Source organism: Streptomyces sp. NPDC007346, assembly GCF_040703535.1.
Classification (GTDB): Bacteria; Actinomycetota; Actinomycetes; order Streptomycetales; family Streptomycetaceae; genus Streptomyces.
The window spans coordinates 1-20,016 of the sequence record NZ_JBEYKR010000131.1; the positions used below are offsets into that span (position 1 = coordinate 1).

General features: G+C 69.8%; 16 protein-coding genes and 1 tRNA gene. 11 read left to right on the forward strand and 6 right to left on the reverse strand.

The annotated features are described in order from the left end of the window. Positions 1-116 precede the first annotated feature (116 nt). Genes AB0917_RS26920 through AB0917_RS26935 form a run of 4 tightly spaced genes read left to right on the forward strand, consistent with a single transcriptional unit; the run spans position 117 to position 4,589 of the window. On the forward strand, positions 117-1,046 hold the full coding sequence (locus tag AB0917_RS26920) for a branched-chain amino acid ABC transporter permease (RefSeq protein ID WP_366822263.1): 930 nt from the start codon (positions 117-119) through the stop codon (positions 1,044-1,046). Next, positions 1,043-2,878 (forward strand): branched-chain amino acid ABC transporter permease, encoded by a 1,836-nt coding sequence (locus AB0917_RS26925; protein ID WP_366822264.1) that lies wholly within the window; start codon positions 1,043-1,045, stop codon positions 2,876-2,878. Before AB0917_RS26920 ends, AB0917_RS26925 begins: the two co-directional genes overlap by 4 nt. 2 nt (positions 2,879-2,880) lie before the next feature. Further along, positions 2,881-3,876 carry an ABC transporter ATP-binding protein gene (locus tag AB0917_RS26930; RefSeq protein ID WP_366822265.1) on the forward strand — a complete coding sequence of 332 codons (996 nt, stop codon included), beginning with the start codon at positions 2,881-2,883 and terminating at the stop codon, positions 3,874-3,876. After that, entirely contained in the window at positions 3,873-4,589 is a 717-nt protein-coding gene (locus tag AB0917_RS26935) for an ABC transporter ATP-binding protein (RefSeq protein WP_366822266.1), read from the forward strand. The genes AB0917_RS26930 and AB0917_RS26935 overlap by 4 nt, the downstream gene beginning before the upstream one ends. A gap of 80 nt (positions 4,590-4,669) precedes the next feature. Here AB0917_RS26935 and AB0917_RS26940 read toward each other — a convergent pair whose 3' ends face one another. Further along, positions 4,670-5,323 carry a response regulator gene (locus tag AB0917_RS26940; RefSeq protein WP_366822267.1) on the reverse strand — a complete coding sequence of 218 codons (654 nt, stop codon included), beginning with the start codon at positions 5,321-5,323 and terminating at the stop codon, positions 4,670-4,672. Between the two features lie 97 nt (positions 5,324-5,420). On the opposite strand from AB0917_RS26940, the gene AB0917_RS26945 reads away from it, so the two are divergent. After that, a tRNA-Leu gene (locus AB0917_RS26945) sits at positions 5,421-5,495 on the forward strand. A 109-nt stretch (positions 5,496-5,604) separates the two neighbouring features. Then, complete coding sequence (locus tag AB0917_RS26950; protein ID WP_366822268.1) at positions 5,605-6,381, forward strand: helix-turn-helix domain-containing protein; 777 nt, start codon at positions 5,605-5,607, stop codon at positions 6,379-6,381. Between the two features lie 10 nt (positions 6,382-6,391). On the opposite strand, the gene pyk is transcribed toward AB0917_RS26950, so the two are convergent. Together pyk and AB0917_RS26960 are read right to left on the reverse strand one after the other, a co-directional pair. Further along, a complete protein-coding gene (gene pyk, locus AB0917_RS26955; RefSeq protein WP_366822270.1) occupies positions 6,392-7,831 on the reverse strand; it encodes a pyruvate kinase in 1,440 nt (479 codons plus the stop codon). Positions 7,832-7,951: 120 nt separating this feature from the next. Continuing rightward, complete coding sequence (locus AB0917_RS26960; RefSeq protein ID WP_366822271.1) at positions 7,952-8,680, reverse strand: SIMPL domain-containing protein; 729 nt, start codon at positions 8,678-8,680, stop codon at positions 7,952-7,954. Between the two features lie 143 nt (positions 8,681-8,823). Between AB0917_RS26960 and AB0917_RS26965 the strand changes: the two genes are divergently transcribed. Then, positions 8,824-10,665, forward strand: coding sequence for a 5'-nucleotidase C-terminal domain-containing protein (locus tag AB0917_RS26965; RefSeq protein ID WP_366822272.1), 1,842 nt, complete (start codon positions 8,824-8,826; stop codon positions 10,663-10,665). A 102-nt stretch (positions 10,666-10,767) separates the two neighbouring features. On the opposite strand, the gene AB0917_RS26970 is transcribed toward AB0917_RS26965, so the two are convergent. Both AB0917_RS26970 and AB0917_RS26975 read right to left on the reverse strand, forming a co-directional pair. Beyond that, entirely contained in the window at positions 10,768-12,207 is a 1,440-nt protein-coding gene (locus AB0917_RS26970; RefSeq protein ID WP_366822273.1) for a SidA/IucD/PvdA family monooxygenase, read from the reverse strand. Beyond that, positions 12,204-13,760 carry an aminotransferase class V-fold PLP-dependent enzyme gene (locus AB0917_RS26975; protein WP_366822274.1) on the reverse strand — a complete coding sequence of 519 codons (1,557 nt, stop codon included), beginning with the start codon at positions 13,758-13,760 and terminating at the stop codon, positions 12,204-12,206. The genes AB0917_RS26970 and AB0917_RS26975 overlap by 4 nt, the downstream gene beginning before the upstream one ends. A gap of 422 nt (positions 13,761-14,182) precedes the next feature. Here AB0917_RS26975 and AB0917_RS26980 point away from each other — a divergent pair, with 422 nt between their 5' ends. From AB0917_RS26980 to AB0917_RS26995, 4 genes are all read left to right on the forward strand, one after another. Then, the gene (locus tag AB0917_RS26980; protein ID WP_366822275.1) at positions 14,183-14,524 is read left to right on the forward strand and encodes a metalloregulator ArsR/SmtB family transcription factor; all 342 of its coding nucleotides are present in this window, start codon (positions 14,183-14,185) and stop codon (positions 14,522-14,524) included. 71 nt (positions 14,525-14,595) lie between these two features. Beyond that, positions 14,596-16,344 (forward strand): SulP family inorganic anion transporter, encoded by a 1,749-nt coding sequence (locus tag AB0917_RS26985; protein ID WP_366822279.1) that lies wholly within the window; start codon positions 14,596-14,598, stop codon positions 16,342-16,344. Next, a complete protein-coding gene (locus tag AB0917_RS26990; protein ID WP_366822276.1) occupies positions 16,341-16,793 on the forward strand; it encodes an ATP-binding protein in 453 nt (150 codons plus the stop codon). The genes AB0917_RS26985 and AB0917_RS26990 overlap by 4 nt, the downstream gene beginning before the upstream one ends. A 121-nt stretch (positions 16,794-16,914) precedes the next feature. Further along, positions 16,915-17,271 carry a metalloregulator ArsR/SmtB family transcription factor gene (locus AB0917_RS26995; RefSeq protein WP_366822277.1) on the forward strand — a complete coding sequence of 119 codons (357 nt, stop codon included), beginning with the start codon at positions 16,915-16,917 and terminating at the stop codon, positions 17,269-17,271. A 45-nt stretch (positions 17,272-17,316) separates the two neighbouring features. On the opposite strand, the gene pepN is transcribed toward AB0917_RS26995, so the two are convergent. Beyond that, positions 17,317-19,881 (reverse strand): aminopeptidase N, encoded by a 2,565-nt coding sequence (gene pepN, locus AB0917_RS27000; protein WP_366822278.1) that lies wholly within the window; start codon positions 19,879-19,881, stop codon positions 17,317-17,319. Between the last annotated feature and the right edge of the window lie 135 nt (positions 19,882-20,016).

Consider the following 20,016-nt stretch of genomic DNA (forward strand, 5'->3'; position numbering starts at 1 on the left):
GCGCCGGTTACGGCCTGAGCCTGTACGAATGGGCACGGGCCACTGCAGGCAGCATGCCGCACCTGTATTTCGACCCGCGCGGCTCTATATCCGGCGAAAGACACGGAGGACCCGCGGTGAACGAACTGCCGCAACAGCTGGTCAACGGCCTGCTACTCGGATCGATGTACGGGCTGGTCGCCATTGGCTACACGATGGTCTACGGCATCGTCCAGCTCATCAACTTCGCCCACGGCGAGATCTTCATGACCGGCGGCTTCGGGGCCCTCACGGTCTGGCTCATACTCCCCAGCGGCACCAGCGTGCTGCTCGCACTCCCCCTCATGATCATCGGCGCGATCATCGTCGCCACCCTCATCGCAGTCGGAGCGGAACGTTTCGCCTACCGACCGCTGCGCGGCGGACCACGCCTCGCACCCCTCATCACCGCCATCGGCCTCTCGCTCGCACTCCAGCAAGCCGTATGGGCCTGGTACCCGGGCGCCAAATCCGCCCGCACCTTCCCCGAAATCCCCGGCGGCCCCTTCGAAATCGGCCCCGTCACCATCCAGACCGGCGACGTCTTCCTGCTCATCGCCGCCCCCATATCGATGGCCGTCCTCGGCTACTTCGTCATCAAGACCCGCACCGGCCGCGGCATGCAGGCCACCGCACAGGACCCCGACACCGCCAAGCTCATGGGCATCAACACCGACCGCATCATCGTGGTCGCCTTCGCCCTCGGCGCCACCTTCGCCGCCATCGGAGCCGTCGCCTACGGCCTCAAGTACGGCGAAGTCCAGTTCCGCATGGGCTTCCTCCTCGGCCTCAAGGCCTTCACCGCAGCCGTCCTCGGCGGCATCGGCAACATCTACGGCGCCATGATCGGCGGCCTCACCCTCGGCGTCGCCGAGACCATGGCCGCCGCCTACGTCGCCGAGATCCCCGGCCTCGAACAGCTCGGCGGCCAGTCCTGGGCCAACGCCTGGGCGTTCGTACTCCTCATCCTCGTGCTCCTCTTCCGGCCCCAAGGCATCATGGGCGAGCGCGTCACGGACAGGGCGTGACCACGATGACCACAACACAGACCACCACGGTCACCACAACCGCACCGGCCACCCCGGCCACCCGCGGCCCCCTCTCCCTCCCGCCGCACATCGCACGAGCCACCGCCACCGCCGGCGGCGCACTCACCGTCGTCTCCGCCTTCCTCGCCTGGACCTGGACCTCCGCCTTCCCCGGCGACCTCACGGTCTACGGCTACCCCGGCGGCCTCCAATGGCTCGTCCTCGTCAGCGGCGCCCTGGTCACCCTCTTCAGCCTCTCCTCCTACGGGATCAAAGGCCTGACCTGGCTCACCCCCCAGGGCTCCGACGCCGCGATCCGGCTCGCCGCCTACGCGGCCCTGGCCACCGCCTGGTTCTCGGTCATCGCCATCAGCGTCCAGCTCAACGGCGTCGTCAACCTCGAACCCGGCGCCTACGTCGCCCTCGCCGGCACCCTCATCGGCTGGCTCGGCTCCCGCTCCCTGCCCTACGAGCGACCCGAGAACCACCCGGCCGACCCCGAGGACAGCGGCTTCGACCAGTTCAAGCACAACCTGAGCAACCGCTTCGCCACCTACAAGGCCGCCTTCGCCACCAGCCACGCCCGGCCCGCGAAGACACTCCCCTCGTACATCGAGATCCTCATCGTCGCGGTCGTCCTCGCCCTCGGCCTGGTCGTCTTCACCTACGGCATCACCACCGAGTACGACGAGCTGTTCATCGGCTTCCTCATCACCGCGGGCTTCGGCTTCGCGGCGATCCAGAAAGCCGGCCTCATCCAGCGCGTCTCCGCACTCACCGCCCGCCACCGCAACGTCACCCTCATCGGCGCCTTCGTCGCCGCCGCGGCCTTCCCCTTCACCCAGTCCGACGACCAGTACGCGACCATCGGCGTCAACATCCTCATCTTCGCCACCGTCGCCCTCGGCCTCAACATCGTCGTCGGCCTCGCCGGCCTCCTCGACCTCGGCTACGTCGCCTTCCTCGGCGTCGGCGCCTACGCCGCCGCCCTGGTCTCCGGCTCACCCACCTCCCCACTCGGCATCCAACTGCCCTTCTGGCAGGCGATCCTCGTCGGCGCAACCGCCTCGATGATCTTCGGCGTCCTCATCGGCGCCCCCACCCTGCGACTCCGCGGCGACTACCTCGCCATCGTCACCCTCGGCTTCGGCGAGATCTTCCGCATCGCCGTCCTCAACCTCGACGGCACCTCCGGACCCGACGTCACCAACGGCTCCAACGGCATCTCCTCGATCCCGAACCTCACCATGTTCGGCTTCGACTTCGGCGCCACCCACACCATCGCCGGATTCACCATCGGCCGCTTCGCCAACTACTTCTTCCTGATGCTCCTCGTCACCTTCATCGTGGTCGTGGTCTTCAGGCGAAGCTCCGAATCCCGCATCGGCCGAGCCTGGGTCGCCATCCGCGAGGACGAGACCGCCGCCGAAGCCATGGGCATCAACGGCTTCCGCACCAAGCTCATCGCCTTCGCCCTCGGCGCCACCCTCGCCGGCCTCGCCGGAGCCGTCCAGGCCCACGTCACCTACACCGTGACACCCGAGCAGTACGAGTTCGCCCGCTCCGTCCCGCCCAACTCGGCCTTCCTCCTCGCAGCGGTCGTCCTCGGCGGCATGGGCACCATCAGCGGCCCCCTCGTCGGCGGCGCACTGCTCTTCCTCATCCCCGCCAAGCTCCAGTTCATGAGCAACTTCCAGCTCCTGATCTTCGGCCTCGCACTGGTCCTGCTCATGCGCTTCCGCCCCGAAGGCCTCATCCCCAACCGCCGCCGCCAACTCGAATTCCACGAGAAGGACGAAGCGCCCGCCACTCTCACCAAGGCAGGGGCCTGACGATGACCACCGACACCACCACCGCCGAGGCAGCAGCCGTGAGCACCCCCGGCGAAACCGTCCTCGACGCCCGCGGCGTCACCATGCGGTTCGGCGGCCTCACCGCCGTCCGATCCGTCGACCTCACCGTCAACTCCGGCGAGATCGTCGGCCTCATCGGCCCCAACGGCGCCGGCAAAACCACCTTCTTCAACTGCCTCACCGGCCTCTACATCCCCACCGAGGGCGAGGTCCGCTACAAAGGCACCGTCCTCCCCGCCAAATCCTTCAAGATCACAGCGACCGGCATCGCCCGCACCTTCCAGAACATCCGCCTCTTCTCCAACATGACCGTCCTGGAGAACGTCCTCGTCGGACGCCACACCCGCACCAAGGAAGGCCTCTGGTCCGCCCTCCTGCGCGGCCCCGGCTTCCACCGCGCCGAAGCCGAGTCCAAGGCCCGCGCCATGGAACTGCTGGAGTTCGTCGGCCTCGAACGCAAGGCCGAACACCTCTCCCGCAACCTCCCCTACGGCGAACAGCGCAAGCTGGAGATCGCCCGCGCACTCGCCAGCGAACCCGGCCTCCTCCTCCTCGACGAGCCCACCGCCGGCATGAACCCGCAGGAGACCCGCGCGGCCGAAGAACTCATCTTCGCCATCCGCGACAAGGGCATCGCCGTCCTCGTCATCGAGCACGACATGCGCTTCATCTTCAACCTCTGCGACCGGGTGGCCTGCCTCGTCCAGGGCGAGAAACTCGTCGAAGGCACCGCCGCCGAGGTCCAGGGCGACGACCGCGTCGTCGCCGCCTACCTCGGCGAACCCTTCGAAGGCGACCCCGGCGCAGCCGAAGTCGCCGAGGTCGAAGCCGCCGAAGCCGCCGCCGCATCGGAGACCCCCGAGGCCACCACCCCGGGAACCACGGCACCGGAGACCCCCGCCCCCCAGGCAGAGGCCACCCCCGATGCCCCTCCGGCAACACCCGGCGAGAGCACCAGCAAGGAGAACGACCGATGACCGCACTTCTCGAAGTCGAGGACCTGCGCGTCGCCTACGGCAAGATCGAGGCCGTCAAAGGAATCTCGTTCAAGGTCGAGGCCGGCGAAGTCGTCACCCTCATCGGCACCAACGGCGCCGGCAAGACGACGACGCTGCGCACCCTCTCCGGACTGATCAAACCGCTCGCCGGCCAGATCAAGTTCAACGGCAAGTCCCTCCGCAAGGTCCCGGCCCACCAGGTCGTCTCCCTGGGACTCGCCCACTCCCCCGAGGGCCGCCACATCTTCCCCCGCATGTCCATCGAGGACAACCTGCGCCTCGGCGCCTTCCTCCGCAAGGACAGCGACGGGATAGCCAAGGACATCCAGCGCGCCTACGACCTCTTCCCCATCCTCGGGGAACGCCGCAAACAAGCCGCCGGCACCCTCTCCGGCGGCGAACAGCAGATGCTCGCCATGGGCCGCGCCCTCATGTCCCAGCCCAAACTGCTCATGCTCGACGAGCCCTCCATGGGCCTCTCCCCGATCATGATGCAGAAGATCATGGCGACCATCACCGAACTGCGCGACCAGGGCACCACCATCCTGCTCGTCGAGCAGAACGCCCAGGCGGCACTCTCGCTCGCCAACCACGCGCACGTCATGGAGGTCGGCAGCATCGTCCTCTCCGGCACCGGCCAGGACCTGCTGCACGACGACTCCGTCCGCAAGGCGTACCTCGGCGAGGACTGACCCCCCTCCCGTACGAGTAAGGCCCGCACCCGGTTCCTCCCAGGTGCGGGCCTCACTCGTACGCCTTGTCGCCTACGGGGCTACTCGGCCGCCTTCTTCTCCTCGGCGTCCGCGATCAGCGCCTCCGCCAGCTGCTGCATCGACATCCGGCGGTCCATCGACGTCTTCTGGATCCACCGGAACGCGGCCGGCTCGGAGAGCCCGTAATCCGTCTGGAGAATGCTCTTCGCCCGGTCCACCAGCTTCCGCGTCTCCAGCCGCTGCGAAAGGTCCGCGATCTCGCTCTCCAACGCCTTCAGCTCCGCGAACCGGGAGACGGCCATCTCGATGGCCGGCACCACGTCGCTCTTGCTGAACGGCTTCACCAGGTACGCCATCGCCCCCGCGTCCCGGGCCCGCTCGACGAGGTCGCGCTGCGAGAAGGCGGTGAGCATCAGGACCGGGGCGATGGACTCCTCGGCGATCTTCTCGGCGGCGGAGATCCCGTCGAGGACCGGCATCTTCACATCGAGGATCACCAGGTCCGGCCGGTGCTCCCGGGCCAGCTCGACGGCCTGCTGCCCGTCGCCCGCCTCACCGACGACGGAGTAGCCCTCCTCCTCCAGCATCTCCTTGAGGTCGAGACGGATGAGGGCCTCGTCCTCGGCGATGACGACGCGGGTCGTCAGCGGCGGGACGTGCGACTTGTCGTCGTCGACGGCGTCTACGGGCTGGGGCGACTCGGGGGTGGTCACGGGGCTCCTCGGTATGGGGCAGATACTGCTGCCACGAGCCTACCTAGCTCCTGTAAGGTAGTGACGCGCAGGGCAGCAATGACCCTTCCTTTCTAAGGCCCCAGTACTCCAACTGGTTAGAGAGGCCGCTCTCAAACAGCGGACAGTGTGGGTTCGAATCCCACCTGGGGCACTTTTCCTTGGATTCCAAGGCGCAAGGCGATTCAGCGAACTTCACTTGATCTGAGTACGCGCGTGCGTTTCCATGCCGGATCGGCGCCTGCGCGACAAAACTCGGCAACATGTACGACGTGGGGACCCGCGAGCGAGCTCTGGCTCTGGTCGCGCAGGGGCGCAGCCTCAATTCCGTAAGCAAGCAGACCGGCATATCGCGCGCCGCGATTCGTTCCTGGCGGACGCGCCTCGAACCGCTCGACACGAACCGGGGCAAGCCATGCCCCAGGTGCGCCGAAGTGCCCACGGCGATCGAGAACCCCTCCTCGTACGCCTACTTACTGGGCCTCTACCTCGGGGACGGCTGCATCAGCGCGGCCAAACGAGGTGTGTACTCGCTGCGTATCGCGTGCGCCGACGCTTGGCCGGGCCTCATCGATGCCTGCGCCGAAGCCGTACAGACCGCGCGCCCGCACAACAAGGTCTGCCGGGTGGCAAGTGCGGGCTGCCAGTACATCACTTCCTTCAGCAAGCACTGGCCCTGCCTCTTCCCTCAGCACGGCCCCGGCAAGAAACACGACCGCAGGATCGTCCTGGAGCCGTGGCAGCAGCAGATCGTGGACGCCCACCCCTGGGAATTCATCCGCGGGCTCTTCCACTCCGACGGCTGCCGCATCACCAACTGGGCCACGCGCATGGTTCGTGGTGAACGCAAGCGCTACGAATATCCCCGGTACTTCTTCACCAACAAGTCCGACGACATCCGCAAGCTCTTCAGCGACACCCTCACCGCCGTAGGCGTGGAGTGGACCACCCTCGCGCGCGGCAGCGATCCGTTCAACATCTCCGTAGCCCGACGGGCATCCGTCGCCCTCATGGATGCGCACGTCGGGCCTAAATACTGAGCCGCCCTGCTTACTTCGGGCTGTCGTCCTCGCCGATGTGGTGGACGCGGACCAGGTTGGTGGAGCCTGCCACGCCGGGCGGGGAGCCGGCCGTGATCACCACGATGTCGCCCTTCGCGCAGCGGCCGATGCGCAGGAGTTCCTCGTCGACCTGGGCCACCATCGCGTCCGTGGAGTCCACCTTCGGGCCGAGGAAGGTCTCGACGCCCCACGTCAGGTTGAGCTGGGCGCGGGTCGCTTCGTCGGGGGTGAAGGCGAGGAGGGGGATGGGTGAGCGGTAGCGGGAGAGGCGCTTGACGGTGTCGCCGCTCTGGGTGAAGGCGACGAGGAACTTGGCGCCGAGGAAGTCGCCCATCTCGGCGGCGGCCCTGGCGACCGCGCCGCCCTGGGTGCGGGGCTTGTTGCGTTCGGTGAGGGGCGGGAGGCCCTTGGCGAGGATGTCTTCCTCGGCGGCTTCGACGATGCGGGACATGGTGCGCACGGTCTCGACGGGGTATTTGCCGACGCTGGTCTCGCCGGAGAGCATCACCGCGTCGGTGCCGTCGATGATCGCGTTGGCGACGTCGGAGGCTTCGGCGCGGGTGGGGCGGGAGTTGTCGATCATCGAGTCGAGCATCTGGGTGGCGACGATGACGGGTTTGGCGTTGCGCTTGGCGAGCTTGATGGCGCGTTTCTGGACGATCGGGACCTGTTCCAGGGGCATTTCGACGCCGAGGTCGCCGCGGGCGACCATGATGCCGTCGAAGGCGGCGACGATGTCGTCGATGTTGTCGACGGCCTGGGGTTTTTCGACCTTGGCGATGACGGGGAGGCGGTGGCCTTCCTCGTCCATGATGCGGTGGACGTCGTGGATGTCGCGTCCGGTGCGGACGAAGGAGAGGGCGATGAGGTCGGCGCCGATGCGCAGGGCCCAGCGGAGGTCGTCGATGTCCTTCTCGGAGAGGGCGGGGACGGAGACGGCGACGCCGGGGAGGTTGAGGCCCTTGTTGTCGGAGACCATGCCGCCTTCGATGACGGTGGTGTGGACGCGGGGGCCGTCGACGTCGGTGACTTCGAGGGTGACGCGGCCGTCGTCGACGAGGATGCGTTCGCCGGTGGTGACGTCGGCGGCGAGGCCGTCGTAGGTGGTGGAGCAGATGTCGCCGTTGCCTTCGTTTTCGAGGGGTTCGACGGTGATGGTGAAGGTGTCGCCGCGTTCAAGGAGTACGGGGCCTTCGCGGAAGCGTCCGAGGCGGATCTTCGGGCCTTGAAGGTCGGCGAGGATGCCGACGCTGCGGCCGGTCTCTTCGGCGGCTTTGCGTACGTGGTGGTATCGCTGCTCGTGTTCGGCGTAGGAGCCGTGGCTGAGGTTGAAGCGGGCGATGTCCATTCCCGCTTCGACCAGGGCCTTGATCTGGTCGTATGTGTCGGTTGCCGGTCCCAGGGTACAAACGATTTTCGCTCGGCGCATGGTTCGAGCCTAATCCTTACCTACGGGTAGGTATTTGGCTGCTCATGACACCTCAACAACCTTTGGGTGAAGGGTTATTGACAAGTGTTGAATTGTGCGGCGGTCCGCTCCGATGAGCGTTTATCCGAGGGTCGGCGGGATGAGGGTGAAGGACGCTTCGACCTGGGCGTCGATGTTCTGGCGTACGGGTTCGAGGTCGATCGGGGTGGTGTCGGCGGCTTCTGCTCCTCCTGCCGCTGCCGCGTAGGGCATGGACTCGGCGAAGGCGGCGCGGCCGAGGGGGCTGTGGCGGGTGCCGGTGTCGCTGAGTTCGAGGAGGGCGCCGAGGCGGGTGTCGAGGGCTTCGGCGTATTCGCGGGCGCGTTGGAGGGCTTCGCGGACGGCTTGGCGGCGTGCGGTGGCGTGGTGGGGTGAGGTGGGGCGCAGGGACCACCAGGGGCCGTCGATGCGGGTGAGGTCGTGGTCGGCGAGGCGGGCGGTGAGTTCGCCGAGGGTGGTGAAGTCGGCGATGGTGACGGTGAGTTGGATGTGGCCGTGGTAGGTGCGGATGTGGTCGGTGCGGCCGCGGCGGGTGAGTTCGGGGGTGATGGTGAGGGTGCCGGTTTCGAGTTTTTCGATGGTGTCGCCGTAGCTCTTGATGAGGTCGAGGGTGGTGGTGTTGCGGTGGGTGAGGCCGTCGAGGGTGGTGCGGCGGTCGGTGCCGCGGGCGGTGAGGGTGACGGTGATCTGGGCGATTTCGGGGTCGACTTCGAGGTGGGCTTCGCCGCGGACGGTGACGTGGGGGGTGTCGGGGGTGCCGTAGGGGTGGTGGGTGGTGGGGGCGGGTGCGGGTGCGGGGGTTTTGGTCATGGGTTCACTGTGGCACGGGGGTGGGTGTGGAGGAGGTGTGTGGGGTGGTCATCGGATCGAAACCTGCGTGGGGTGTTGCGTGGAGAGGGGGGCGGGTCAGAATCTACGCGCGTTGCCCGTACTGGACGAGGAGTGACTGAACGATGCCGCTGAACCGGTGGGACCGTAGGACGTTTCTGGGCCGTTCGGCTGCTGCCGGTGCGGGGGCGGCGATGGCTGGTGGTGCGGTCGTGGGTGCGGCGGGTGGGGCTCGGGCGCATGGTGGCGGGCATGGGCACGGTCATGGTCGTGGGCGGCCCTCGGAGCGGTACTCGTTCACGGTGATGGGGACGACGGATCTGCACGGGAACGTCTTCAACTGGGATTACTTCACGGACGGGGAGTACGACGACGCGGCCCACAACGATGTCGGTCTGGCGAAGATCTCGACGCTGGTGGATCGGGTGCGCCGGGAGAAGGGGCGCCGGAACACGTTGCTGATCGATGCGGGTGACACGATCCAGGGCACGCAGTTGTCGTACTACTACGCGAAGGTCGATCCGATCACGGCGCGGCGTGGTCCGGTGCATCCGATGGCGAAGGCGATGAACGCGATCGGCTATGACGCGGCCGCTCTGGGGAATCACGAGTTCAATTATGGGATTCCGGTGCTGCGGAAGTTCGAGGAGCAGTGTGATTTTCCGCTGCTGGGGGCGAATGCGCTGGATGCGAAGACGTTGCGGCCGGCGTTCGCGCCGTATGTGATCAAGCGGTTGCGGACGCCGTTCGGGCGGGATGTGCGGGTGGCGGTTCTGGGGTTGACGAATCCGGGGATCGCGATCTGGGACAAGGTGAATGTGGGCGGGAGGATGGTGTTCCCGGGGTTGGAGGAGCAGGCGGCGAAGTGGGTGCCGAAGCTGCGTTCGCTGGGTGCTGATGTGGTGGTCGTGTCGGCGCATTCGGGTTCGTCGGGGACGTCGTCGTACGGGGATCAGTTGCCGTATGTGGAGAATGCGGCGGGTCTGGTGGCGGAGCAGGTGCCGGGGATCGACGCGATTCTGGTGGGGCATGCCCATGAGGAGATCGCCGAGCATTTCGTGACGAACAGGGTGACGGGGAAGCGGGTCGTTCTTTCGGAGCCGGCGAAGTGGGGGCAGCGGCTGACGTTGTTCGATTTCGAGCTGGTGTGGGAGAGGGGGCGCTGGGCGGTCGAGGGGGCCGGTTCGCGGGTGCTGAACTCGAATACGGTGGCGGAGGACCGGAAGGTGGTGTCGCTGTTGCGGAGCGAGCACCGGAAGGTGGTGGCGTATGTCAACCAGGTGATCGGTACGTCGGTGGTGGCGATGTCGACGGCGGACGCGCCGTGGAAGGACGAGCCGATCATCGATCTGATCAACCAGGTGCAGGTGGAGACGGTGGCGGCGGCGCTGGCGGGTGGGGAGTACGCGGCGCTGCCGGTGCTGTCGCAGGCGTCGTGCTTCTCGCGTACGGCGGGGATTCCGGCGGGTGAGGTGACGATCAAGGATGCGGCGGGGCTGTATCCGTTCGAGAACACGCTGGAGGCGCGGCTGCTCACGGGGGCGCAGTTGAAGGAGTATCTGGAGTATTCGGCGCGGTATTACGTGCGGACGCCGGCGGGTGGTCCGGTGGATACGGCGAAGCTGACGAATGCGGACGGTATTCCGGATTACAACTATGACGCGGTGTCGGGGGTGACGTACGACATCGATGTTTCGCAGCCGGTGGGGTCGCGGATCGTGGGGCTTTCCTTCGAGGGGGTGGCGGTCGATCCGGCGGCATGGTTCGTTTTCGCGGTGAACAATTACCGGGCGAGTGGTGGGGGCAATTTCCCGCATGTGCCGGGGGCGAAGCAGGTGTGGGCGGATTCGGAGGAGATCCGGAACACGATCATCGCGTGGGTGCGGGAGAAGGGGTCGGTGGATCCGGCGGCGTTCGCTTCGGTGGGGTGGCGGCTGACGCGTGAGGGGGCGCCGGTCTTCCCGTAGCGCTGGGGTGTGCTCTTGGTTCGGCCCGGGTCTCCGTCGGTGGGGGGTCCCGGGCCGTTCTGTGTCGTGGTGGGTCAGACGGACTGGGTCAGACGGACTGGGTCAGACGGACTGGGTGAGGGGGATGAGGGCGGGGGCCTGGGCGGGGACTCTCGGGGCGTTGGGGGTGAGGCCGAAGGTGGTGAAGGCGGTGCGTTCGGGGAGGGGGTAGGGGGTGGTGCCGGTGAGGCTGTTGAGGATGGTGGCGCTGCGCCAGGCGGCGAGGCCGAGGTCGGGGGCGCCGACTCCGTGGGTGTGGCGTTCGGCGTTCTGTACGTAGACGTGTCCGGTGACGTTGTGGTCGAGGACGAGGCGGTACCGGTCGTCGATGCGGGGGCGGTGGGAGGCGTCGCGGCGGAGGTAGGGGTGGAGGCCGCCGAGGATGGCGTCGAGGGGCCGTTCGCGGTAGCCGGTGGCGAGGATGACGGCGTCGGTGGTGAGGCGGGAGCGGGTGCCTTGCTGGGTGTGTTCGAGGTGGAGTTCGACGCGGGTGTTGGCGAGGCGGCCGGCGGTGCGGACGTGGACGCCGGGGGTGAGGGTGGCGTCGGGCCAGCCGCCGTGGAGGGTGCGGCGGTAGAGCTCGTCGTGGATGGCGGCGATGGTGTCGGCGTCGATGCCTTTGTGGAGCTGCCATTGGCGGGGGACGAGTTCGTCGCGGGCGGTTTCGGGGAGGGCGTGGAAGTAGCGGCTGTAGTCGGGGGTGAAGTGCTCCAGGCCGAGCTTGGAATATTCCATGGGGGCGAAGGCCTGGGTGCGGGCGAGCCAGTGGATGTTCTCTGCGCCTTCGGGGCGGGCGCGGAGGAGGTCGAGGAAGATCTCGGCGCCGGACTGTCCTGAGCCGATGACGGTGATGTGGTCGGCGGTGAGGAGCCGTTCGCGGTGGCGGAGGTAGTCGGCGGAGTGGAGTACGGGGACGGATTCGGCTTCGGCTAGGGGGCGCAGGGGTTCGGGGACGAAGGGTTCGGTGCCGATGCCGAGGGCGATGTGGCGGGCGTAGGCGCGGCCGAGTGCTTCGGCTTCGCCGTCGCGGTCGAGTTGGGTGAAGTCGACTTCGAAGAGGGCGTGTTCGGTGTTCCAGCGGACGGCGTCGACCTGGTGGCCGAAGTGGAGTCCGGGGAGTTGTTCGCTGACCCAGCGGCAGTAGGCGTCGTATTCGGCTCGTTGGATGTGGAAGCGCTCGGCGAAGTAGAAGGGGAAGAGGCGGTCGCGGGTGCGGAGGTAGTTGAGGAAGCTCCAGGGGCTGGTGGGGTCGGCGAGGGTGACGAGGTCGGCGAGGAAGGGGACTTGGAGGCTGGCGCCGTCGAGGAGGAGGCCGGGGTGCCAGTGGAAGGCGGGGCGCTGCTCGTAGAAGGTCGCGGCGAGGGGGCGGGGGTCGTCGGGGGTGGCGGGGATGTTGTGGGCGAGGGCGGCGAGGGAGAGGTTGAAGGGGCCGATGCCGATGCCGATGAGGTCGTGGGGCCGGTCGGGGTCGGGGGCGGGGTCGGGGGCGGGCCGGTCGGTCATCGCGGGGTGTCGCCTTCCGTGAGGGGGGTGGTGGGGGTGGGGGTGGTGGTGGGCGGGGGGATGAGGGTGGGGGTGGCTGGGTCGGTGCTGGTGCTGGGGGTGCCCGGGTCGGCGCCAGTGGTGGTGACGCCCGGATCGGGCCCCGTAGTGGTGGCCGGATCGGGCCCCGTAGTGGTGACCAGGTCGGCGGCCGTCGTGGTGACCAGGTCGATGAGGGCCTGGAGGTCTTCGGGGGTGGTGTGGGGGTTGAGGAGGGTGGCCTTGAGCCAGAGGCGGTCGGTGGCGTGGGCGCGGCCGAGGACGGCGTGGCCTCGGTTGAGGAGGGTCCGGCGGAGGGTGGCGACGGTGTGGTCGTCGGCGTTGGTGGGGCGGAAGAGGACGGTGGTGATGGTGGGGCGGTCGTAGAGGTCGAGGCCGGGGGTTTTGGTGATGAGGTCGGCGAGGTGGTGTGCGGTGGCGACGGTGCGGTCGATGAGGTCGGCGAGTCCGGTGCGGCCGAGGGCTTGGAGGGTGACGGCGATCTTGAGCGCGTCGGGGCGCCGGGTGGTGCGCAGGGAGCGGCCGAGGAGGTCGGGGAGGCCGGCTTCGGTGTCGTCGTCGGCGTTGAGGTAGGGGGCGTGGTGGTGGAGGGGGGCGAGGTGGTGGCGTTCGGGTACGGCGAAGAGGCCGGCGGATGCGGGTTGCCAGCCGAGTTTGTGCAGGTCGAGGGTGACGCTCTGGGCGCGGTCGAGGCCGTGGAGGAGGGTGCGGTGGGTGGGGCTGAAGAGGAGGGGTCCGCCGTAGGCGGCGTCGATGTGGAGTTCGGCGGCGTGGGTGGCGCAGAGGTCGGCGATGGCGTCGAGGGGGTCGATCTCGCCGGTGTCGGTGGTTCCGGCGGTGGCGACGACGAGGAGGGGGCGGTGGAGGTGGGTGAGGGCTTCGTCGAGGGCGGCGAGGTCGAGGGTGCCGGTGGGGGCGGGTACGGGGACGGGCTCGGGGAGGCCGAGGAGCCAGGCGGCGCGGGCGACGCTGTGGTGGGCGTTGGTGGCGCAGATGGTCTGGACGGGGCCGTGGCGTTCGCGGGCGAGGAGGAGGGCGAGTTGGTTGGCCTCGGTGCCGCCGGTGGTGATGACGGCGTCGGGTGAGGGGGCGTGGGGGTAGATCTCGGCGGCGAGTGCGGTGGTGAGGTCGGCTTCGAGGGCGGAGGCGGCGGGGGCCTGGTCCCAGGAGTCCATGGAGGGGTTGAGGGCGCTGGCGGCGAGGTCGGCTGCTGCCGCCAGGGCGAGGGGTGGGGTGTGGAGGTGGGCGGCGCAGTGGGGGTGGGCGGGGTCGGCGGCGCCTTCGGTGAGGGCGGTGACGAGGGCGCGTAGGGCGTGGTGGGCGCCGGTGCCGTGGTCGGGGATGAGGGGGTGGGTGGCGGTGCGGGTGCGGGGGGTGACGGTGTCGGGTCCGCCGGCGGGGAGGGGGCCGTCCCGGAGGGCTGCGCCGTCGTGGAGTGCGGTGAGCACGGTGTCGATGAGGGGGCGCAGTGCGGCGGGCCCTGCGGTGCCTCCGGCGAGGGGTGGGGTGGGCATGGGTGGGGTGGTCCTTCGGGAGGGCGTGGGGTGGACATGCCAGCTTGTCCCGGGTTTCGGGCGGGGCGGCCGAAGAGGTCAACGATCTGAACTCGAAAGGGGTACTGGTGGCCGGTGTGGCCCGTTTGCCGGGGGTCCGGGTGGTAATGGTGTGCGGTTACGGGACGGGTGTACGGGCGGGTCCCCAGGGGCGGGTGTACGGGCGGGTCCCCAGGGCCGGGTGCGGCGGGTGTGACGGCGGCCGGGCGTGGGGGCCGGCGTCGCGGTGGGGGTTGCTCCGGGGTTGCTCGATCCACTAATTGCGAAATTCTGCAATTCACTACATGCTGTGGGGGCCGTCCCGCTGTCACCCGTGCGGTGCGGCCCCCGCTCGGCTCCCCCGCCCGCGGTGGCGGCGCACTGCCGAGGAGAGGCCTGGAGCGATGGTGGTCCCCCTGTACCAGGCGAAGGCCGAGTTCTTCCGGATGCTCGGGCATCCGGTCCGTATCAGAGTCCTCGAGCTGCTCCAGGTCGGTCCGCTCCCCGTACGGGATCTGCTGGCGGCGATCGAGGTGGAGCCGTCGTCCCTGTCGCAGCAGCTGGCGGTGTTGCGCCGGTCCGGGATCGTGACCGCGACCCGGCAGGGTTCGACCGTGGTGTACGAGCTGGCCGGTGGTGATGTCGCCGAGCTGATGCGGGCGGCCCGGCGCATCCTGACCGAGATGCTGGTGGGCCGGGACGGGTTGCTGGCCGAGCTGCGGGAGGCCGAGGTGTCCTCGCGGTGACGACGTCCACACAGGTGTCGCCGTGGGGCCGGGTGCGGGCGTTGCTGCCCGTCCGGGCGGACTTCGCGGCCATGACCCGTAACCCTCGCCGTGATCTGCTCGCCGGGCTCACCGTGGCGATCGTCGCGCTGCCGCTCGCGCTCGGCTTCGGGGTCTCCTCGGGGCTCGGCGCCGAGGCGGGGCTCGCGACGGCGGTGGTGGCGGGGGCGCTGGCGGCGGTGTTCGGCGGGTCGAACCTGCAGGTGTCGGGGCCGACCGGGGCGATGACGGTGGTCCTCGTGCCGATCGTCGCCGAGTACGGCGCGGGCGGGGTGCTGACCGTGGGGCTGATGGCGGGGGCGCTGCTGATCGGGCTGGCGCTGCTGCGGGCGGGGCGGTCCATGCGGTACGTCCCCGCGCCGGTGGTGGAGGGGTTCACGTTCGGTATCGCGGGGGTCATCGCCCTCCAGCAGGTCCCGAACGCGCTGGGCGTGGCCGTGCCCGAGGGCGACAAGGTGCTGGTGGTCGCCTGGCGGGCGGTCCAGGACTTCGCCGCGCATCCGCATGTGACGGCCCTCTCCGTCACCGTGGGGGTGGCCGGGCTGATGCTGCTGGGGGCGCGGCGGTTCCCCACGGTCCCGTTCTCGGTGGTCGCGGTGGCGCTGGCGACGGTGGCGGTGGAGGTGTTCGACCTGGGCGCCGAGCGGATCGGGGCGCTGCCGGCCGGGCTGCCCGCGCCTTCGCTGGGCTTCCTGGATGTGTCGGCGCTGGGTTCGCTGGTGGCGCCGGCGGTCGCGGTGGCGGCCCTGGCGGCGCTGGAGTCGCTGTTGTCGGCGACGGTGGCGGACGGGATGACGGTGGGGCAGAAGCACGACCCGGACCGGGAGCTGTTCGGGCAGGGCGTCGCCAACCTGGCGGCCCCGCTGTTCGGCGGGGTGCCCGCAACGGCGGCGATCGCCCGTACGGCGGTCAATGTCCGTACCGGTGCCTCCTCCCGGCTCGCGGCGCTGGCCCATGCGGCGGTGCTGGCGGTGATCGTGTTCGCGGCGGCTCCGCTGGTCTCGCGGATCCCGCTCGCCGCGCTGGCCGGGGTGCTGCTGGCTACGGCGGTGCGGATGGTCGAGGTGGGGGCGTTGCGGGCGATGGCTCGGGCGACCCGTTCGGATGCGGTGGTGCTGGTGCTGACGGCTGCCGCGACCCTGGTGCTGGATCTGGTGCTGGCGGTGGTGATCGGGCTGGTGGTGGCGGGGGCGCTGGCGCTGCGGGCGGTGGCGGGCGAGGCGCGGATGGACCGGGTGGACCTGCGGGAGGGCCAGGGTGAGGTGGCCGAGCCGCCGGGTGCGCACAGCGAGGAGGAGCACGCGCTGCTGGCCGAGCACATCGTGGCGTACCGGATCGATGGCCCGTTGTTCTTCGCCGGGGCGCACCGCTTTCTGCTGACGCTGTCGGAGGTCGCGGACGTACGGGTGGTGATCCTGCGGATGTCGCGGGTGACGACGGTGGACGCCTCGGGTGCGCTGATGCTGAAGGACGCGGTGCACCAGTTGAACCGGCGGGGCATCACGGTGCTGGTCTCGGGCATCCGCCCCGGGCAGCGACAGGCGCTGGAGTCGGTGGGGGCGCTGGAGCTGTTGCGGCGGGAGGGCCGGGAGTACGCGACCACGCCGGAGGCCATCGCGGGGGCGCGCGACCGGTTGCGGGAGGCGGGGGTGCTGGCCCCCGGCCCCGGCCTGACGGAGGCCGGGGCGCCGGTGGCCGGAGCGCCGGTGGCCGGAGCGCCGGTGGCCGGAGCGCCGGTGGCCGGGGCGCCGGTGGCCGCTGCCGAGGAGGCTGCCCGGTGATCAGACCTCATGACTCGTTGCCGTACCGCCATGTGCTGACGCTGCCCGCGATGGGTTCGGCGGTGCGTATCGCACGGGAGACGACGGAGCAGGTGCTGGCGGAGTGGGGGGTGGGGCCGCAGGAGCCGTGTACGGGGCCGGCGTTGCTGATCGTGAGTGAGCTGGTGGCCAACAGTGTGCGGCACGCGGCGGTGCTCTCCCCGAATGTGACGGTGGTGTTCGCGGGCGGTCCGGACGCGTTCGCGTTCGGTGTGCACGACCGTCATCCCTACCGTCCGGCGCTCTACACCTCGACCGTGGCCGGTTCCGGGCGCGGGCTGGCCACGGTGGTGGAGCTGACCCTGGAGCTGGGCGGCAGTGCGGTGGTGCGGGGGGACGCGGACAACGGGGGCAAGAGCATCTGGGTCACTCTGCCGCTCCAGCGGTCCGGCGCGTTCCGCGTCCGGTGAGGGCCGATCCGGTCCCCGGGTTCATCCGCACAGGGGGAAGGCGGGAGGATGAACCCATGGAGAAGAGATCTCGCGCAGCGCGCCGCGATGGGTTCCGGGCGTTCGGAACGGGGCCCCGTCGGTGAGTACCCCGCTGTACCGGCTGAAGGCCGAGTTCTTCAAGACGCTGGGTCATCCGGTGCGGATCCGGGTGCTGGAGCTGCTCAGTGAGCGTGAGCACGCGGTCTCGGAGATGCTGGGCGAGGTGGGGGTCGAGGCCGCGCACCTCTCGCAGCAGTTGGCGGTGTTGCGCCGGGCGGGTCTGGTCACCGCGCGGCGGGAGGGTTCCGCCGTGTACTACACGCTGGCCGCCCCTGAGGTGGCGGAGCTGCTGAGGGTGGCCCGGACGATCCTGACCGAGGTGCTGACGGGGCAGGCCGAGCTGCTGGCCGATCTGCGGGCGGCCGATCCGGCGGACGCGGGGCCGGCCGGTACGTGAGGGCTGCTGCCGTGTACCGGCCGGCCCGTGCGTCTCGCGGCCGGTTCAGTGCTCCGTGGTCCGTACGGCCAGGGCCCGGCGGAGGTCGTCGAGCTGGTCGGTCAGCTTGCGGCGCAGGGCCGGAGTGAGGGCCGGGTCCTTGAGGGCCCGGGTGCCGGTGGCGAGGCTCTCGGTGTCGACGGCGTACGCGGGGAAGGCGTAGCGTCCGGCGGCCTCCGCGATGGCGGGGCCGCGGCGGGCGGCGAGGGCGGTGGCGTCGGGGTAGAAGCGGTCGACGTACGTCCTCAGGAGCCCGTCCTGGCCGGGCTGCCAGAAGCCCTGGGCGGTGGCGGTGAACAGGTAGTTGGACAGGGTGTCGTCGTGGAACATCGCCTGCCAGGCGGTGGCCTTGGCCTCGGGGGTGGGCAGGGCGGCCCGGCAGCGGGCGGCGCCTTCGCGGCCGGTGGCGCTGGGGTCGGCGGTGAGTTCGGCGTCGATGGCCGCCTCGTCGGTGGCGCCGAGGGCGGCGAGGCGGGTGAGGATGCGCCAGCGCAGCTCGGGGTCGAGTTCGGGTCCGCCGTGGACGGTGCCTTCGGTGAGCCAGCTCTGGAGGGTGTCGGGCTGGGTGGCGGCGTCGATGAAGTGGCGTACGGCGGTGAGGCGCAGGCCCGGGTGGGAGCCGTCCTCGGTGCGGCGGATGAGGTCGCGGCAGAGGCTGGTGAGGGTGGCGAGGGCGGCGGGGCGTGCCTCGGGGGTGGTGTAGCGGGCGGCGATCTGGCTGTCGGCGAAGGAGAGGACGCCTTGGACGAGGGCGAGGTCGCTCTCGTACGGGAGGTGGGTGCGGGCGGCGGTGAGGTAGCGGGTGGGGTCCAGTTGGCCGTCGCGGACCATGTCGCGGGCGGCGTTCCAGATGACGGCCCGGGTCAGGGCGTCGGGGATGGCGGAGAGGTGGGTGAGGGCGGTGTCCCAGGAGGCGGCGTCGAGGCGGATCTTGGCGTAGGTGAGGTCGCCGTCGTTGAGGACGACGAGGGCGGGGCGGTTGCCGGTGCGGACGAGGGGGCTGCCGTCGCCGGGTACGTCGAGTTCGAAGCGGTCGCGGGGGGCGAGGTGGCCGGGGCCCGCCTGGGTGTTGAGGGCGTGGTCGAAGGTGGAGACGGTGATGCGGTGGGGGCGGCTGCCGGTGCGCTCGACGGCCAGGGTCCAGGTCTGTCCGGCTTCGGTGGGGCCGGTGGGTTCGTGGACGTCGGCGGTGAGGGTGTCGATGCCGGTGGTGCGCAGCCACTGCCGGGCCCAGGCGTGGACGTCGCGGTCGGTGGCGGAGGCGAGGTTGTCGATGAAGTCGGCGAGGGTGGCGTTGGCGAACTTGTGCCGGGCGAAGTGGGTGTTGATCCCGGCGAGGAAGTCCTTCTCGCCGAGCCAGGCGACGAGTTGGCGGAGGGCGGAGGCGCCCTTGGCGTAGCTGATGCCGTCGAAGTTGAGGAGGGCGGAGGCGGTGTCGGGTACGGCCTCGGGGTCGGGGGCGACGGGGTGGGTGGAGGGGCGCTGGTCGGCGTCGTAGCCCCAGCCCTTGCGGGTGACGCCGAATTCGACCCAGGCGTCGGGGAACAGGGTCTGCCCCGCGCGGAGGGAGTTGGGAGTGCGGGGGAGGGTGGCTTCGGTGAGGGTCTGGTAGCCCATGTACTCGGCGAAGGACTCGTTGAGCCAGATGTCGTCCCACCAGCTGAGGGTGACGAGGTCGCCGAACCACATGTGGGCCATCTCGTGGGAGATGACCATGGCGCGGGTCTGGCGTTCGGTGTCGGTGACGGCGGAGCGGTAGACGAACTCGTCGCGGAAGGTGACGAGCCCGGGGTTCTCCATGGCTCCGGCGTTGAACTCGGGGACGAAGGCCTGGTCGTAGGAGTCGAACGGGTAGGGCTCGTCGAACTTCTCGTGGTAGCGGTCGTAGCAGGCGCGGGTGATGTCGAGGATCTCGTCGGCGTCGGCGTCGAGGTGGGGGGCGAGGGAGCGCCGGCAGTGGATGCCGAAGGGCAGTCCCGCGTGTTCGGTGGTGACCGAGTGCCAGGGGCCTGCGGCGACGGCGACGAGGTAGGTGGAGATGAGGGGGGTGGGCGCGATGGTCCAGCGCCCGTCGTCGGTGCGGGCGCTGACTCCGTTGCCGAGGACCTTCCACCCTTGGGGGGCGGTGACGTCGATGGCGAAGACGGACTTGAGGTCGGGCTGGTCGAAGGCGGCGAAGACGCGCTGGACGTCCTCCATGAACAGCTGGGTGTAGACGTAGGTCTCGCCGTCGGCGGGGTCGGTGAAGCGGTGCATGCCCTCGCCGGTGCGGGAGTAGCTCATGGCGGCGTCCACGTGGAGTTCGTGGGGGCCGGGGGTGAGGCCGGTGAGGGGGTAGCGGTTCCCGTCCAGGAGGGCGGGGTCCAGCGGCTGTCCGTCCAGGGCGATGGAGCGCAGGGTGGCGGGCTTGACCTCGACGAAGGTGTCACCGGCCGTGCGGGCGGTGAACCGGATGGCGGCCTTGGAGTCGAAGGTCTCCTCGCCGGTGGTGAGGTCGAGGGCGATCGTGTACCGCTCCACGTCGATGATCTGGGCTCGGGTCTGCGCTTCGTCGCGCGTCAGTACGGACATGGGCCCATGCTGCCGTACGGGGCGGGGCGGGCACAGGGGACGTCTCCTGCCCCATGCAGCGCACCGCCTGCTTGCGGTTGTCCACCAGCACGCCGGTCAGGCCCTTCTGTTCGGTGTCGAACAGCACCAGCACGC

Bases quoted from the DNA above. Each gene is read 5' to 3' on its own strand.
- AB0917_RS26960 (WP_366822271.1), bottom strand. From the start codon at position 8,680: ATGACCAAAACCCCCGCACCCGCACCCGCCCCCACCACCCACCACCCC.
- AB0917_RS26930 (WP_366822265.1), top strand. From the start codon at position 2,881: ATGACCACCGACACCACCACCGCCGAGGCAGCAGCCGTGAGCACCCCC.
- AB0917_RS26985 (WP_366822279.1), top strand. From the start codon at position 14,596: ATGACCCGTAACCCTCGCCGTGATCTGCTCGCCGGGCTCACCGTGGCG.
- AB0917_RS26970 (WP_366822273.1), bottom strand. From the start codon at position 12,207: ATGACCGACCGGCCCGCCCCCGACCCCGCCCCCGACCCCGACCGGCCC.
- AB0917_RS26980 (WP_366822275.1), top strand. From the start codon at position 14,183: ATGGTGGTCCCCCTGTACCAGGCGAAGGCCGAGTTCTTCCGGATGCTC.
- AB0917_RS26950 (WP_366822268.1), top strand. From the start codon at position 5,605: ATGTACGACGTGGGGACCCGCGAGCGAGCTCTGGCTCTGGTCGCGCAG.
- pepN (WP_366822278.1), bottom strand. From the start codon at position 19,881: ATGTCCGTACTGACGCGCGACGAAGCGCAGACCCGAGCCCAGATCATC.
- AB0917_RS26965 (WP_366822272.1), top strand. From the start codon at position 8,824: ATGCCGCTGAACCGGTGGGACCGTAGGACGTTTCTGGGCCGTTCGGCT.
- AB0917_RS26975 (WP_366822274.1), bottom strand. From the start codon at position 13,760: ATGCCCACCCCACCCCTCGCCGGAGGCACCGCAGGGCCCGCCGCACTG.
- AB0917_RS26935 (WP_366822266.1), top strand. From the start codon at position 3,873: ATGACCGCACTTCTCGAAGTCGAGGACCTGCGCGTCGCCTACGGCAAG.
- pyk (WP_366822270.1), bottom strand. From the start codon at position 7,831: ATGCGCCGAGCGAAAATCGTTTGTACCCTGGGACCGGCAACCGACACA.